Source organism: Nitrosospira multiformis, assembly GCF_900103165.1.
GTDB lineage: Bacteria > Pseudomonadota > Gammaproteobacteria > Burkholderiales > Nitrosomonadaceae > Nitrosospira > Nitrosospira multiformis_D.
In genome coordinates, this window is record NZ_FNKY01000001.1 from 1,404,084 (window position 1) to 1,420,037 (window position 15,954).

At 53.6% G+C, this 15,954-nt stretch carries 13 protein-coding genes; 3 read left to right on the forward strand and 10 right to left on the reverse strand.

Annotated features, from left to right (window positions below):
• Positions 1-15 precede the first annotated feature (15 nt).
• The 7 genes from BLR00_RS06260 to BLR00_RS06290 all read right to left on the reverse strand — a co-directional run bounded on the left by BLR00_RS06260 (position 16) and on the right by BLR00_RS06290 (position 7,236).
• Positions 16-1,134, reverse strand: a complete 1,119-nt coding sequence (locus tag BLR00_RS06260) for an ABC transporter substrate-binding protein (protein WP_074631590.1) — start codon at positions 1,132-1,134, stop codon at positions 16-18.
• Entirely contained in the window at positions 1,134-1,937 is an 804-nt protein-coding gene (locus tag BLR00_RS06265) for an ABC transporter permease (protein ID WP_074631591.1), read from the reverse strand. The genes BLR00_RS06260 and BLR00_RS06265 overlap by 1 nt, the downstream gene beginning before the upstream one ends.
• Positions 1,934-2,848 (reverse strand): ABC transporter permease, encoded by a 915-nt coding sequence (locus tag BLR00_RS06270; RefSeq protein ID WP_256324069.1) that lies wholly within the window; start codon positions 2,846-2,848, stop codon positions 1,934-1,936. The genes BLR00_RS06265 and BLR00_RS06270 overlap by 4 nt, the downstream gene beginning before the upstream one ends.
• Complete coding sequence (locus BLR00_RS06275; protein ID WP_074631593.1) at positions 2,841-3,926, reverse strand: ABC transporter ATP-binding protein; 1,086 nt, start codon at positions 3,924-3,926, stop codon at positions 2,841-2,843. The genes BLR00_RS06270 and BLR00_RS06275 overlap by 8 nt, the downstream gene beginning before the upstream one ends.
• Before the next feature lie 208 nt (positions 3,927-4,134).
• Entirely contained in the window at positions 4,135-5,649 is a 1,515-nt protein-coding gene (gene ubiB / locus BLR00_RS06280; protein ID WP_074631594.1) for a ubiquinone biosynthesis regulatory protein kinase UbiB, read from the reverse strand.
• 106 nt (positions 5,650-5,755) lie between these two features.
• The gene (locus BLR00_RS06285; RefSeq protein WP_074631595.1) at positions 5,756-6,358 is read right to left on the reverse strand and encodes a ubiquinone biosynthesis accessory factor UbiJ; all 603 of its coding nucleotides are present in this window, start codon (positions 6,356-6,358) and stop codon (positions 5,756-5,758) included.
• 11 nt (positions 6,359-6,369) lie between these two features.
• Complete coding sequence (locus tag BLR00_RS06290) at positions 6,370-7,236, reverse strand: Tim44 domain-containing protein (RefSeq protein ID WP_074631596.1); 867 nt, start codon at positions 7,234-7,236, stop codon at positions 6,370-6,372.
• Between the two features lie 504 nt (positions 7,237-7,740).
• Here BLR00_RS06290 and BLR00_RS06295 point away from each other — a divergent pair.
• Both BLR00_RS06295 and BLR00_RS06300 read left to right on the forward strand, forming a co-directional pair.
• Positions 7,741-8,646 (forward strand): GGDEF domain-containing protein, encoded by a 906-nt coding sequence (locus BLR00_RS06295; RefSeq protein ID WP_081346659.1) that lies wholly within the window; start codon positions 7,741-7,743, stop codon positions 8,644-8,646.
• 60 nt (positions 8,647-8,706) lie between these two features.
• Complete coding sequence (locus tag BLR00_RS06300) at positions 8,707-9,609, forward strand: universal stress protein (protein ID WP_074631597.1); 903 nt, start codon at positions 8,707-8,709, stop codon at positions 9,607-9,609.
• A 354-nt stretch (positions 9,610-9,963) separates the two neighbouring features.
• On the opposite strand, the gene BLR00_RS06310 is transcribed toward BLR00_RS06300, so the two are convergent.
• The 3 genes from BLR00_RS06310 to ppsR all read right to left on the reverse strand — a co-directional run bounded on the left by BLR00_RS06310 (position 9,964) and on the right by ppsR (position 13,431).
• Positions 9,964-10,308, reverse strand: coding sequence for a DUF1360 domain-containing protein (locus BLR00_RS06310; protein ID WP_074634169.1), 345 nt, complete (start codon positions 10,306-10,308; stop codon positions 9,964-9,966).
• A 1-nt stretch (position 10,309) separates the two neighbouring features.
• Entirely contained in the window at positions 10,310-12,475 is a 2,166-nt protein-coding gene (locus BLR00_RS06315) for a hypothetical protein (protein ID WP_143007626.1), read from the reverse strand.
• 116 nt (positions 12,476-12,591) lie between these two features.
• Positions 12,592-13,431, reverse strand: coding sequence for a posphoenolpyruvate synthetase regulatory kinase/phosphorylase PpsR (ppsR, locus tag BLR00_RS06320; protein ID WP_074631600.1), 840 nt, complete (start codon positions 13,429-13,431; stop codon positions 12,592-12,594).
• Positions 13,432-13,539: 108 nt separating this feature from the next.
• Here ppsR and ppsA point away from each other — a divergent pair, with 108 nt between their 5' ends.
• Positions 13,540-15,951 (forward strand): phosphoenolpyruvate synthase, encoded by a 2,412-nt coding sequence (gene ppsA, locus BLR00_RS06325; RefSeq protein WP_074631601.1) that lies wholly within the window; start codon positions 13,540-13,542, stop codon positions 15,949-15,951.
• Positions 15,952-15,954: the final 3 nt, after the last annotated feature.

The following is a 15,954-nucleotide window of genomic DNA, read 5'->3' on the forward strand; positions in this document are numbered from 1 at the left end:
TGGACAGGCCGCCGGCTATCTCAATTTTATTTCGGTCCATAACCGGCTTAGCAGACGGCGTTGCTTGCGGTCAAGGTCACGAAGCATTTCCAGCCGGCTGAGCAATGCAGTGTCTGGAAATATCGCTTCGTTGTTGGCAATTTCAGGCCGGATATATTGCATTGCATCCGTGTTGGGATTGCCGGATCCGATGAGATTGGTCAGCTCGGCGGAGTTTCTTCCGTCCAGCATGAAATTAATGAATTGATGAGCGAGATCGGGACGGTTCCCGCTTCGATGCAGCACCATGCTGTCGAGTGCCAGCACCGCGCCCTCCTTTGGGCTTGCGTAGCTGATCGTGAATTCACGCTTCGTCTTTGCGGCATCAAGCGCCGCCTGAAACATGTCATTAGAATATCCGTGCGCCACCCACAGGTTGCCTACCGCCAACTCCTTGACATAGCTGGTGTTGCTGAAAGCTGCCCAGTAAGGCTTCGCACGCACGATCAGTTCCGCTGCCTGCTTCCAGTGCCCCTCATCGGTATCGTTAACCGAATAGCCCAAATACTTTAGTGCCGCCGCCATCAATTCTCGCTGACTATCGAGTACGGTTACGCGACCCTTGATTTTTTCCAGGTATTTCGGCTCAAAAATGATTGCCCAGGTATCGGTAGGTAAACCGAGCTCCTTTATTTTTTCCTGATTGAAGCCGAGCAGGGTAAGCGTATAGGCATAAGGAACGGAATACTTGTTGCCGGGATCGAAAGCGGTATCGAGGTATGCGGAATTGATGTTTTTGAGATTGGGCAGTAACGATTTATCCAGCGGCTTGAGTGCGCCCTGCCGAATAAGCGTATCCATCGCGTTGCCGGTGGGGACGATAAGATCATAGCCAGTCGCGCCGGCCGCCAGCTTCGCCAGCATTTCCTCGTTGTCGGAATAATAGTCCTGCGCAAGTTTGCAATGGCAGAGTTCCTGGAAGCGCTCGATTATTCGCGGCGCGATATAGTTATTCCAGTTGAATAGATGAAGAATATTTTCGGCCGTGCTGGCCGTATTCTGATCCTGTCTTGTACAGCCCGTAACGAATGGAATCAGCCACGCGAGCAATAAAAATGATATCAGCGGTAAAGTGAGCAAACGCCGTGAACTCATTATTTTACTATTCCGGGCGGCATTTTGACTCCGCCCGATGAAGTGCGCGATTCCAGCCTGGCCGCGATGATGATCATGACCAGCGTAAGCAGCATCAGCAACGTGGAAATGGCATTTACTTCCGGCGTCACCGCGACCTTTATCATGGTATAGATCTGGATGGGGAGTATCGGTTCGCCGACACCTTTGGTAAAGAAGGTAATGACGAAGTCATCAATGGACAGGGTGAACGACATCAAGGCACCCGCCACCACCGCCGGCATGATAAGCGGCAAGGTAACAAGGCGGAAAGTCTCCCATCGGGATGCACCGAGATCGCGTGCCGCCTCAAAGATGCTTTCATCCATGCCCTGAAGCCGCGCCCGTACGATAATGGCGACGAAGCCGATACAAAACGTGGTGTGCGCGATGATGATGGAAACCATGCCGAGCGTCATGTTCAGGACTTGCAAAAAGAATAGCAACAACGACACACCCAGCAGGATCTCAGGCATTGCCACCGGCGTGAATACCAATATCGGCAGAACCTTGAGTTTGTATCGATGTATCGCCAGGCCGGCCATCGTGCCAAGCACGGTGGCGCTAAAACTCGCGCTGAGTGCGATGATGAGCGAATTGCGCGCGGCGGTGAGCATTTCCGTGTTGTTGAACAGCGCCTGGTACCAGGACAGTGTAAAGCCCACCCACTCGGCATTCAGCCTGGAGTCGTTGAACGAATACATCACCACGATCGCGAGCGGGATATACAGAAAGGCGTAGATCAGCACCGCTACGAACCACAACCAGATACTGCCGCGGCTCATGCTACGCGCTGTCCGGTGGCGGAGCGCGCGAACCATGTCGCCAGCCCGGCGATGGATAGCACCGCCAGTGTCAGCATGATTGAAAGCGCCGAACCGAAAGGCCAGTCGCGGGTACCGAGGAATTGATCCTTGATCAGGTTGCCGATGAGAATATCGCCCGTACCGCCCAGTATATCGGGCACCGCGAACATGCCCAGCACCGGAATGAATACCAGCGCGGAGCCTGAAAATACACCCGGCAGGGATAAGGGCCAAGTGACGCGCCAGAAGCGCTGCCACCCGGTGGCGCCAAGATCTTGCGCCGCATCCAGCAGGGAGGGATCGTGCTTCTCCAGATTGGTGTAAAGCGGCAATATCATGAACGGCAGGTGCACATAAACCATGCCTACCAATACCGCGAACGGCGAGAACAACAATGTCACCGGCCCGATGCCGAATGCGTCGAGGATGGCGTTGATGAAGTGGCTGAGTGCGGATTCCGGTCCGAGAATGATTACCCAGGCATAAATGCGGATGAGGAAATTGCTGGCGAACGGCAGTACCACCAGCAGGACCATCAGATTGCGGAAGCGTTTTTCGCTGCGTGCGATCAGCAATGCCAGCGGATAGGCCATAATGAGGCAAATCAACGTGGTGGCTAGCGCGACGCCGAAGGATTTGAGGAAAATTCTGGCATACAGAACGTCGCTGAAAAAGAACTGGTAAGCCTCCGGTGTGAGTCCATATTCGCCGGGAATTTTTCCCACGGGCGCGGCAATGGGTGCCAGGCCCCCAAACTCACCCGGAAAGCGGAATGAGGTGAGAATCATGATCAGGCTCGGCGCGACAAAGAAAACCACCAGGAACAATAGTGGCGGACCACTCACCAGGAATCTGGCGGCACGGTTCTCTCTCGGAGTTTCCTTAGTCATTGAGGAAAATACCCGCATCGTGGCGCCACGAGACGCCGACTTCATCCCCAACTTCGAAAAATGTGGCGCGTCCCGGTGATGAGTTGGGCAGCAACGCCTCGATATAAGCGCCATTGGAGAGTTCCACGATATAGGTCGTGACATCTCCGATATACAGAAAATCATGTACTTTGCCGATAAAATGGTTCTTCAACCGAGGCTCTTCCGAAGGATGGGAAATTCGAACCTGTTCGGGACGAATTGCCATCACGCCGTTATCGCCCACTTTTGCACCTTCCTTCCCGGCAGTGATCACTTCGCCCAGCTCCCCTATATCAAGCTTCAGGTGCGAAGGTGCGGCTTCCACGATCTTTGCATTCATCATGCTGATCTTGCCGATGAAATCCGCCACGAAACGGTTTCTTGGGAAACCGTAGATTTTGGAGGGCTCGTCAATCTGTTCAACATTGCCGTGATTCATTACTGCAATGCGATGTGACAGCGCCAGGGCTTCATTCTGGGCATGGGTAACGAAAACGAAGGTAACGCCTACTTCCTTCTGAAGGTTGATGAGTTCGATCTGCATCTCCTCGCGCAACTTCGCATCCAGCGCGCCCAGCGGTTCGTCCAGCAGCAGTAGCCGGGGGCGATTGACCAGTCCTCTGGCAAATGCCACGCGCTGTTTTTGCCCGCCCGACAATTCGTGTGGAAAACGGTTGCCGAAATCCGGTAAACGCACGCTATCCAGCGCGTCTCCAACCCTGGTTTTTATTTCTTGCGGCGTTTTTCTCGCCATCTTGAGCGGGAATGCGATATTGTCCGCTACCGTCATATGCGGAAACAACGCATAGGTTTGGAATACGGTATGGACGGGGCGTTTTTCCGGCGGCGTGCCCACCATATCCTTGCCGTCCAGAAGAATTTGACCGGAATCGGGAAGATCGAATCCGGCGATCATTCGCAAGAGCGTGGTTTTGCCGCAACCCGACGGCCCCAGCAGCGTGAAGAACTCACCTGTCTCAACGCTAATGCTGACATTATCGACCGCGGTGTAGCTGCCAAAGCGCCGGGTTACATTACGGATTTCCAGGAGCGACATAGTCGTGCCATTGAAAAATCGGGGATTTTACCAAAATTCTTTCAGATCGCCGCGTCTGGTATTGCCGCCGCATATACATGACACTCATAGAGTGCCTCGTGGAGTTGATGTGGAGCGGGGTGGATCCAGCCCGCGGCGGGACGATCAGATTTGCCGGGTTTTTGTCTCCTTGTATGGGGGAGAACCGATGGCTCGGAAACTTATAACCTTATTGCAACATCTGCCACAGCATTGCTACCGCCAACAACATCACAAGGATGGAAAGCAAGCGATTCTGACGTTTTTTTTCCACTACAAATTCACTCATTTTTTGTTCCAGCTCCTTTGTGCGGATTTCGCTTAAGGAATGATGAAGCAGACGGGGAAACTGCGGCAGCATTACCGCCCAGCTTGATGCCTCTTTGCCCAAACGGCGGGTGAGTCCGCGCCAGCCGAGTTGTTCAGACATCCAGTTTTCCAGGAATGGTTTTGCGGTTGTCCACAGATCAAGGTCGGGGTCGAGATCGCGCCCCAATCCTTCGATATTCAATAGGGTCTTTTGTAACATTACCAGTTGCGGCTGGATTTCGACGTTGAACTGGCGCGATGTCTGAAACAGACGCAACAATACGCGGCTAAAGGAAATTTCCTTTAGCGGTTTGTCAAAAATAGGTTCGCAAACGGCACGGATCGCAGTTTCAAAATCATCAACACGGGTATTTTTCGGTGCCCATCCCGCCTCGACGTGCGCTTCTGCGACGCGCTTGTAATCACGGCGAAAGAACGCCAGGAAGTTCTGCGCCAGATAATTCTTGTCCTCGTCAGTAAGCGTCCCCATTATGCCGAAATCCACCGCAATGTAACGGCTGTCACTGCCAACAAAAATATTACCGGGATGCATGTCGGCATGGAAATAGCCGTCACGGAATACCTGGGTAAAAAAGATTTCCACGCCGACGCGGGCGAGTCTTGGGATATCCACCCCCTGCTCGCGTAATGCCGTTACGTGGCTAATCGGCGTGCCTTTTACGCGCTGCATCACCATGACACCGGAATAGCAGTAGTCCCAGTAAACTTCCGGGACCAAAAGCAGGGGGGAATCAAGAAAATTGCGCCGCAACTGACTGCAGTTGGAGGCTTCGCGCATGAGATCGAGTTCGTCGCCCAAATGCCGGGAAAATTCGTTCACCACTTCGCGTGGTTTCAATCGTTTGCCGTCAGGCCACAGCGCTTCAACCAGCCAGGCGCCGGTCTCCATCAATGCCACATCATGAGCGATTATCGGGGCAATGCCGGGGCGCAGCACCTTCACCGCGACTTCTGTGCCATCTTGCAGCACCGCCAGATGGACTTGGGCGATTGATGCGCTGGCTACCGGCTCCGCGTCGAATAGCAGGAAGACTTCGTTGACAGGTTTCCCATAGATCTGCTCCAGTGTCGCAAGGGCGAGGCTGGAAGGAAACGGCGGAACCTGATCCTGCAGTTTGGCCAGTTCGTCGGCGATATCCTGCGGCAGAAGGTCGCGGCGGGTGGAAAGCATTTGGCCGAACTTGACAAAAATAGGTCCCAACGCTTCCAGCGCCAGACGGAGGCGTTCACCACGAGCCCTATCCAGCCGTCGCCAGAATGTGGCCAGCTTGACAACAGGTCGCAAGAAACGCAGCCGCTCATGGCCGAGAAAAAATTCATCAAGGCCGAAACGAAATGCTACCGCGAGTATTTTGAGAAGACGAAAGAAACGCATTTATTCCGAAAACGCCAGTTCATCCGTAGTTGGAAACCTCTGAGTAAGCGATCTGCGTTTGCCGCAACGCGCTTCAAGAAGTGGTTCCTTAATAATCTTCTCAGGTTTATAGAGGTGTTTTGTTACCTTGTAGCCTATCGGCTGCCAAGGCTATTACCCGCTCTTCCAATTGTGCTGCATCGTCCCGCAATGCATTTATTTCCTGAACAAGCCCGTGCATATCAATGGGTTTGGCCAATAGCGGCTGCTCTTCCGTCAGATATTCCACCAGCGTCTGAGACAGGTTGCGAATGGTTTCCGTATGCCAATGCATCAGACGGTCGCCAGCCTGCACCACGCGATGTGCGACGATATCACCCACTACCCCGCTTAAATCCTGCTCTACGTCCCAATGCAGGTTTTTTCCGATATGGAGAATTTCTTCGGCAAATGCACTATCGCCGGAAATCCGGATTTCACGGTAGGCGTCCTCCTCATGGGCAAGCAGGCGTGGCAATAAACGGGGAGTCAGGGTGAAGACAGCGTCGTCCGGGACGCCGCTCGATGCGGTGGATACCTCGCCGCTGGCCTGTACCGTCAGGGCGAGGTTAAGGAAAGGCGGAAGGCGAAAACGCGCAGTCTTGCCCGCACAGGGTTGTAACCGTTTGCGCGCCCAACTTTCCCCACGCAGCAGGTGGTTGAGCGGGGCTATCGCGACGGATGCCAACATGACCACTAAATCTAGGAAACCTGTTGAATTCCCGCCAGCAGCCAGACGGATTCAGGGTCCTTAAGGTTTTTCTGCACGTGCCAGATTTCATCAAACGCTTCCGGTGAGCCGCCGGGGGCTTCGCGTAGCTGCCCATTGAAGCGGACACTGGCGATAGCCAGGTCTTTTTCGGTAACGACTTCAAGTAAATCCGCGTTAATAGTCATCACCTCGGTTCTTTGGGGTGCATCGTTGCGCTCGTTGATCTGCATGCTTATTTCGGCGAACATTTCGGGAGTGGTGTATTCCCGGATATCACTCACGTCGCGCGCATCATTGGCCGCTTGCAGGCGAATGAACGAAGTTTTGGCATTGCGCAGAAACGGCTCCACCTGAAAATCAGCAGGAATATTCGCTGTGCCACTTTGTGCAGGCGTGGCCGTCGTACTTGCTGTAGATGCTGCTGGCGCCGGGGTCGTCGGAGGAACATGGGTGTTTCCGGTATTTGCTTCCATACCCGAATACTGCATCGGACGCGTAGACTGTTCTTGCCGCGACCTGCGCATCATGCGCACGACAAAGAATACCGCGGCCATCAGCGCGGCCAGCATCAGTACATCCATCATGTTGATACCTTCGAATGCGCCACCCATGAAAAGCGCTGCCAGCAATCCGCCCGCGGCTAAACCCGCCAGGGGCCCCATCCATTTACTGCCACCTGCGGCTGCGGCGGGCGCGGCAGAAGGCGCTTGTCCGGGCTTGGGTGCGGCTTGCGGACTCACAGCTTCACGTTGCTTGCCAATGCTTTTACCCCCGCCAAAGCGTTTTGCTTCAGCATCAAAGGCGGCCAATCCGAAGCTAAGAATGGCCAAGGTGAGCAGGGTCAATATTTTCTTCATGAAGGTCTCCTGAAATAGGGTTGAAGCGGAGAGTATAGCACTATCGATTCATTCGAACGGGAGACTGTATTATGAAAATAATCGATATCTGGCGCGCGGGGAATTTGTAACATGCGCACATCTGGCTGACATACCAAGCCAATGGAAATGGTATCGTCTTATTTGCCGGTTAGACTTGCCGATTGAAGGGAATACTTACCATAATCGCCGCCGGAGAAAGCAATCCTTGATGATTTCGTATTATGAGAGTTTTTCTTACTTCCGCATATATTGTGTAATCAGTTGTAATCCTGAAGAACGCTGATAGTATGTGGAGGTTTATTTGATAACGCCATGATTGCCGTTGCTTTTTACGACACCAGACTTTATGGCCGTCAATATTTCGAGCGAACGTCGGAGCCGGGCGACCCCGTTTTTCCGGGGGTTACTTTAAATCCGGCGAGCTGCTAATGATTTTGACGCGTTACAAGCAGATCGCATTCCCATGATATATATATAATCAATATGACCTCAGATCACGGCTCATCGCGGACGTCGACGGTGGATAGCTCTCCGTTGCTGGTAAAGGCACTTGAAAAAAGCCTGGAAGTGAAGGATAAGGTGGAGAAGTGTGCTAATGAGCTTTCTACCGTTAACGAAACGATAAAGAAGGAGATGGCGGCTGGTATTACATTGCATCAGGCGGAAAAAGCGCTTGCACAAAGCGAGAGCGTGGAAGATAGGGTGCATGAGTGCGCAGGTGAGCTGAATGAAGTCAATAATGTTCTGGCACAGGAAATTGATGACCGCAATAAGCTCAATCGAGAATTGATCGAAACGCTGCAAGAGCTGTCCACTACACAAAATGTTTTATCCGATTCACAGAATGTGCTGGCGATTGCGCATGAGGTGGTGGAGGAGGCAAAACAACGTACATTGCGCGATTTTGCTACAGGAATTCCCAATCGTGAGCTATTCAACGATCGCCTCGACCAGGCGATTGCCCTTGCCAGGCGGTGCGACTGGATATTGGCAGTGATGTTTATTGATCTGGATGGTTTTAAGCAAATTAACGATACGCATGGTCATGCCATCGGTGACAGGGTCTTACAGGTTGTGGCACAGCGATTGTACGAACAGGTTCGTAGTGAAGATACCGTCTGTCGTTATGGCGGTGATGAGTTTCTTTATCTATTGGTCAACCCTCGGAGTATCGCAAATATTCAAAGGGTTGCACATAACGTGTTCGATCGAATTTCGCAAGCTTTGTTTATCGATGATCTGACGCTGACCGTTGCACCCAGCATCGGTGTTGCGGTGTATCCTGGTGATGCAAGTACGGGCCAGGAACTGGTGGCGAATGCCGATGCCGCCATGTATCGGGCGAAAGAGAAAAAAGCCGGTTGTATCTTTTTCGCTTCGATTCCTTAAGTCCAGCTGGCTGCTGACGCCACAAGAGTGCGTCAGGCCTTATTATGAGGAACCTGTACTGTGGAAAATATTCAACGCATTGTCGTCGCCACGGATTTTTCTTCCCGGGCCGATCAGGCGGTGCGCCGCGCCGCGAAGCTGGCAGCCGGACACAAGGCAGTATTGTATTTACTGCACGTTCTTCCGTCGTTTCCGCTTGAAGCCTTCAAGCATTTAATGACGGACACTCCACTGGAAACGGAACAGAGACTCTACAATCAAGCCAAGGTAATACTGCAAAAGAAGGCTGAAACACTTGCCAGCGAGGGATTGGACGTCAAGCATCACGTTGCGATCGGGAGAGCCCATATTGAGATCAATCACTACGCTGAATCCCACCAGGCCGATCTGGTCGTGATCGGCGATCAGGGCGAAAGTTTTCTTAAGGAATTCTTTTTGGGTACTACCGCATCAAAAACTCTCGGGAAGGGTCATCATCCGTTGCTGATCGTAAAACAGGAGGCCGGGGATCCGTATCATCGCGTACTGGTGCCGGTGGACTTCTCGTACCCTTCACGGCTGGCGCTACAGATGGCGCTGAAAGTTATCCCCGCCGGAATAGCACCGATAGAGGTTTCAATTCACGTGCTGCATGCGGTTGAGACCCCGCTTGAACGGAAAATGCAGCAAAGTGGTTTAGAAGCGGAAACGATTGCGCTCTATCGCACCGATGTTCTTTACCGTGATCGTTGTGCCATGGAGAATATTATTGTCGACTGCGCATCTGGCGATACCCGGGTGACTTCCATTGTCGAGTACGGTTCTCCGCCTGACGTGATTCGGGACAAGGCACGATCTCTCGGTATCGATCTGATTGTCATTGGCAAGCGCGGAGAAACGGAGCTGGACGAAGCGCTATTCGGGTCCGTTACCAAGCATGTTCTCTACGAAACGCCATGCGACGTACTGGTGGTCAGCCCGTAAGACAAGCACGGGTAAACGCATGCGCAATTTCTTGTGACTACGGAACCTTTGAATGAGTCTCCGAGTTTGCCGGCAACACGCTCTTGTTCAGAGGTCTCTTAGCCCCCATTAGGGGTTGTTGGGGGCTTGGTCTTGCGCAGGTTGGGCACCCCCATCAGTGATGCAGCATCACGTTCGTCCACGGGCAACTGCATTCCAGCGTACGCGAAGCGGTAACGCCGGCCGGTTATTGGGCCAAATGCGGTGAGGCCTGTCTTCCCGACATACTCAAAATATTGCGCGCTTGGTGTTTGGGGCGTGTGCATGATACGTGAGGGAATACTCCCCTCTGTTCTCTTGATCTGTGGCGCAGACCTATTTCTTCCGCAACATCCCATCGTCGTCCTCCGGGTCCTCGGTGTAGGTCGCAAACGGGACTTCATTGGACCTGGTTGTCGCTCGCTCCAGAAGAATGGCGGCACCGGAAAGTGCAAACCACAGTAATACCCATTCCTTCCAGTCTTCGCCAATCAGCCAGGCCACTGGCGCCGCGACCCACAGACTCAAACAGTAAAAACAATCGAACAGTTCAGCGAAGAATCCATTATTCGCTCGCCGCCGAAATTCGGCTAGCGACTGCCAAGGGCCATCCTCAGCGGCGAGCAGGTGCGTAATTCTCCAGACCGCCAGTATCCCGACAATCAACCAGTAGAAACGCACCTCACTGCTGGATGCCAAGCAAGTACTGTACCGGTCCGAACGAATCTTCAGCCGAATTGTACCCGTTGGTTCGGCGCATCGTTGCGCCAACATTTACGGAGAACGTGCAGAATGGCTGGTCCGGTGAAAGCCAATTGCCGCTGTCCGGAATGATATATGCCGTTACATAATCGGCAGCATCAGCCAGCGGCTCGTCTGGTGGTCGCGTTCCGAACAATTGACCGCAATTGACAGCGCTTCCGTGAGTGTAAGTGCCAGAGAGGGCGCCACTTGTCTCACCTGCCGGTCCCGTTGTGCTCTTGATGGGGAATCCGCCAATGTTGCCTTTACGCACAGTCAGGCTGTAAGAGCCAAGGAATCCCCGGTTCTGAACCGCCTTGAAGAGTACGGTGAGCTTTGCGGGATCGGGTTCACCAGTGAGGCTGAACAACGCACAGTCTCCTCCCGTTTGCGCTCCCATCTGTACGGAAGGCAGATCAAGGTCGGGTATCGTATTATCAATATACATCGTAACTGTATCGGTGGCGCCCACGACAAAATTTCCCGCGGCATCGTATCCCTGTATCTGGAACTGGACGGTACCGGGAGAGGGTGCGTAGGCTGGCGAGCCGCCGGCAGTGTTGATTACCGCCTTTAGAAACCAGTCTGAGGCTGCCCAAGCCAGGTTCTGTTCAATGTTGTCATAGGCTTTTGCCGCGATCATGCCCCCACCATTCACGACCTCGAGATTGCGATCGAATGGCCCGATTTGTTGTGGCTGCAGAAAACCAATTTTCTGCAGGAACATACCCTCCTGATAGAACTCCCATGCGCCGAATCCCATCCCCACCTTACGCCGGTGGCGAATCGTGTACTGCGTGACCGCTGTTCCACTGCCGATGAAGCAGCCGAAGAGACGAACCTTGCCAGCCCATGCGGCACAGCGGGCTTGTGGCACGTCAGATAGTGACATGTCGGTGCAGGTGATGCGTCCATCGCCATCGAAAACCGTATCCGAGATTCCCAGGCGGATGGCGCCCAAGGACTGGATATTGCGGCCTCCCTGGCATCCCATTCGTGCCGGCTTTGGGAAGCAAAGGTCGACGCGTTTAAATACCGGCACATTCCAGTAGGGTGCGCTTTCGAAGGCAACACCCCCGGGCGCCATGGCATCCAGGACTTTTGCAATGAGATCCGGCATTGACTGCACGACTTCGTCTTCACCGGTGCCGACATCAATGCTGCTTTCTTCAATGAACTCGGCGATTGATCGCGAGAAGCGAAAAACATAGTTGCCATTCCGATCTGTAACGGTCTGACCGAGATTCTCTCTATTGCCGGTGCCAGAGTATGCGCCCCCGCCCAGTTCGGTACCCGTACGGTCGTACTCTTCAAAGCTGATGGGAAATCCAGCGAGCGTTTGAGTGGTGCAAATCGGAATGACTCTGTCGAGTATGGAACCGATAGCGACACGATCGATTGCGAGGGTAGCGCCTGCCGTGACATCCGTAATAGCCGCTGTCCGTACACGGAATGGCTGCCTCGCCGCTTCCGTGGGTCTGGCGCGCGCGCGGTTCGCGTTTTCACCGGGCAGGCGTATGACCTGTACTCGCCTTGGCGGAATCAACCTGTTTTCGTCCAGCGGAATCATCATTGGAACGAATGGCGGCGGATCGGGCTGTGGAATCGGTTTGACCCGTACCCGCTCGGGATACAGAGTCTCGATTGCCTTGCGTATTGGCGGGTAGGTCAGTGCGCGACCTAGAGCGGCCCAGGAGTCGATGATGAGCCAGTCGCGCCTGCATGGGAAGAAGCAAAGTCCGCTGTAGGATGTTGCGCTGCCGTAGACGACAAAGTCGGTTGCGGTAATGGGAGTGGAGCACGTGAGGATCAGGTCATTGAAGTCCTCATCGCCACCCGCATCGTTGCTTTCGATATCGAACTGATATTGTCCGCCGGAGGCCGTCGGGAACTTGATCTGGTCCGCTGAATCGATGAATCCCCCTCCAGGATTATTTTGAATCTGGATGTGCCAATTGTCTCCAGTAACGAGAACAGCGGGTGTGATCACGTCACCAGCATAGGTACCATTTCCGGAATCTGCCCCGGCAATAACGAAGCGTTGTGCAAATGCGGCGTTCTTCGATTTGACCGATACGGTCCACGCACCCTGCATAGGTATAGCCATGATCCATCTCTCCCCGTAATTAGAAAATTTAATTCCCGCTACGTTTTCAATCTAGACCAAGATCCGCGTATGTCAAGATGAATGACAGCTTACCCACACACCATCGATATTTTGCATTAGTAAATTTTGCGTTCTAGTTTCACCTCATGCAGCACAGCCGTTGCCAGCTCCTCAATGGATTTGTTGGTTGCATCAAGGTAGGGAATTCCTTCCTGGCGCATTAGCGCTTCAGCTTCCCGCACTTCATATTCGCAATTCTTGAGAGACGCGTACTCGCTGCCCGGTTTGCGTTCATTGCGTATCTGGTGTAGCCGTACGGGATCGGTGGTAAAGCCAAACAGCTTATCACGCAGATTCCTGAGCTCTGCCGGTAGCTGCCGGTAGCGAAAATCCTCGGGAGTAAGGGGATAATTGGCGGCACAGATACCATATTGCAATGCAAGATAAAGACAGGTAGGGGTCTTTCCGCTGCGGGAGACCCCTATCAGAATAATGCCGGCCTGCTGCCAATTTCTATGTGAAATGCCATCGTCGTGTTCCAGGGTATACCTTATCGCTTCGATACGGTGGCCGTAATCCATACCGTCCTCCACCCGATGGGAATGCCCCATGGTATGCGACGAACGTATGCCCAGCTCGGTTTCCAGCGGACTAATGAAAATATTAAAGCAATCTAGGTGGAGGGCGTTGGCGGAGTCGAGAATGGCTCGAATCTCGGGATTCACAAACGTACTGAATATCAGGGGTCGCATACCGTCCAGGACGGCGCAATCATTGATCTGCGCCACAATGGTTTCAGCTTTTTCTGTAGTATCCAGGTAGGGCAGGGTGATTTCAGTAAAAGACAGGTTTTCAAATTGCCTTAACAGGCTGTGCCCCAGCATCTCGATGGTGATGCCGGTACGGTCGGAGAGGAAGAATGCGCTGCGCCGGGGTGGCCTCGCTATAGTTGACATTTGTTGTAATGCGCCAATAATGTAACTGTGATCAAAATATCGCGTTTTGACATGTAACACAATCCAGCCGGGCACGATGCTGCCGCAAATGTGCGAACGGGGGTGGAAATGAACGATTCACGATATGTAGTCTGGTTCGACGAACTACGCCTCACCGATGTGAGCAGCGTTGGTGGCAAGAATGCCTCGCTGGGGGAGATGATCAACCAATTGTCTCGTGCGGGAGTTCGGGTTCCCACCGGTTTTGCCACGACAGCGGGTGCTTATCGCGATTTTCTTGCTCACCGCGGTCTCGCGCAGCGTATCGAAAATGCCCTTGCAACCCTGGACACCGGAGATGTCGAGGCGTTGGTGACGGCCGGTGCGCAAATTCGTGCATGGATAGTGGAGACGCCATTACCGGCGCGGCTGGAGCAGGAAATATCCATTGCCTACGAGAAAATGTTGCGGGAAGCGGAGACCCACGACATCTCCGTGGCGGTGCGTTCCTCTGCAACCGCCGAAGATTTGGCCGATGCCTCCTTCGCGGGACAGCAGGAAACTTTTCTCAATATACAAGGACTGGATAAATTACTGCAAGCGGTCAAAAACGTATTCGCTTCGCTCTACAATGATCGTGCCATTTCCTATCGCGTCCACCACGGATTTGCCCATTCCGAAGTAGCACTATCCGCCGGCGTGCAACGGATGGTGCGCAGCGACATCGGCGCTTCCGGCGTAATGTTTACACTGGACACCGAATCGGGTTTTGACCAGGTAGTACTTATTACAGCTGCCTATGGTCTAGGCGAAACCGTAGTGCAGGGTGCGGTTAATCCCGACGAATTCTATGTTTACAAGCCTGCGCTGGAGCAGGGAAAACCCGCGATCCTGCGGCGGAATCTCGGTTCCAAACTCATTAAGATGCAATTTGCCGCAAGTCACGAAACCGGCAGTCCGGTGGAAACACTGGATGTGGATGAAGCAGAGCGCAGGCGGTTTTCCATCACCGATACGGATGTGGAGGAGTTGGCGCGCCACGCACTCGTCATTGAGCGGCATTATCAAAGACCGATGGATATCGAATGGGGCAAGGACGGCATCGACGGTAAGCTCTATATCCTGCAAGCGCGGCCCGAGACGGTGCAGGCCCGGGCAGGCGGGGAGATATTGCGGCGCTATCGCTTGAAAGGCAAATCGGAAGTATTGATATCGGGGCGTGCAATTGGTCAGAAAATAGGCATCGGGCCAGTGCGTCTGATCTTGAATGCCAGAGAAATGTCGCGGGTGCAAACCGGCGACGTATTAGTAACCGATATGACCGATCCCGACTGGGAGCCGGTAATGAAACGCGCCGCCGCCATCGTCACCAATCGCGGCGGCCGCACTTGCCATGCCGCAATCGTTGCGCGTGAACTGGGTATTCCGGCAGTGGTGGGCTGTGGTGACGCGACCAGCGTATTGTCTGAGAATCAAATGGTTACAGTATCCTGCACGGAAGGCGATACCGGCAATATTTACCGCGGTGTGCTGGAAACCGAAGTGATTGATCTCGCGCTGGAGCAGATGCCAAAGCCTCCAGTCAAGATTACCATGAATGTGGGTAACCCGGAGCTGGCGTTCGATTTTCAGCGCATACCCAACGATGGCGTAGGGCTGGCGCGATTGGAGTTCATCATCGCCCGCATGATCGGAGTACATCCCAGAGCGGTACTGGATTATCCCGATGTCCCGCCGGATTTGAAAAAGGAAGTGGAAAACCAGTGCGCGGGTTATCGTGATCCGGTCAGTTTCTACGTGGAGAAGCTGACCGAGGGTATCGCTACGCTGGGTGCCGCATTTTTTCCCAAACCGGTGATCGTGCGCTTGTCGGATTTCAAGTCCAATGAGTACTCCAGTCTCATTGGCGGGCAGCAATATGAACCCAAAGAGGAAAACCCGATGCTGGGCTTTCGCGGCGCTTCGCGTTATATAGCGGAAAATTTCCGTGACTGCTTTGAACTGGAATGCCGGGCATTGAAAGAAGTGCGCGACAAAATGGGGCTTACCAATGTGGAAGTCATGATCCCGTTTGTGCGAACGGTGACCGAGGCCAGACGCGTGGTCGAGTTGCTGGCGGCAAATGGCCTGAAACGGGGCGAGAACGGGCTACGCCTGATCATGATGTGCGAGATTCCGTCCAATGCGCTGCTGGCGAATCAATTCCTGGAGTACTTCGATGGTTTTTCCATCGGATCCAACGATCTTACCCAACTGACTCTGGGGTTGGATCGCGATTCCAGCCTGGTGGCCGAATCCTTCGACGAACGCGACCCGGCGGTGAAAACCTTGTTGCGTCTGGCCATACAGGCGTGCCTTAAAGCGGGTAAGTACATCGGGATTTGTGGTCAGGGGCCATCCGATCACCCTGATCTGGCACAATGGCTTATGAAGGAAGGTATTGAGAGCCTCTCACTTAATCCTGATACAGTGGTGGAAACTTGGCTGTATTTGGCGGAAGAAGCAAAAAAATCGGTATTGCCTCAGAGCGAAGCCGTGTAACTC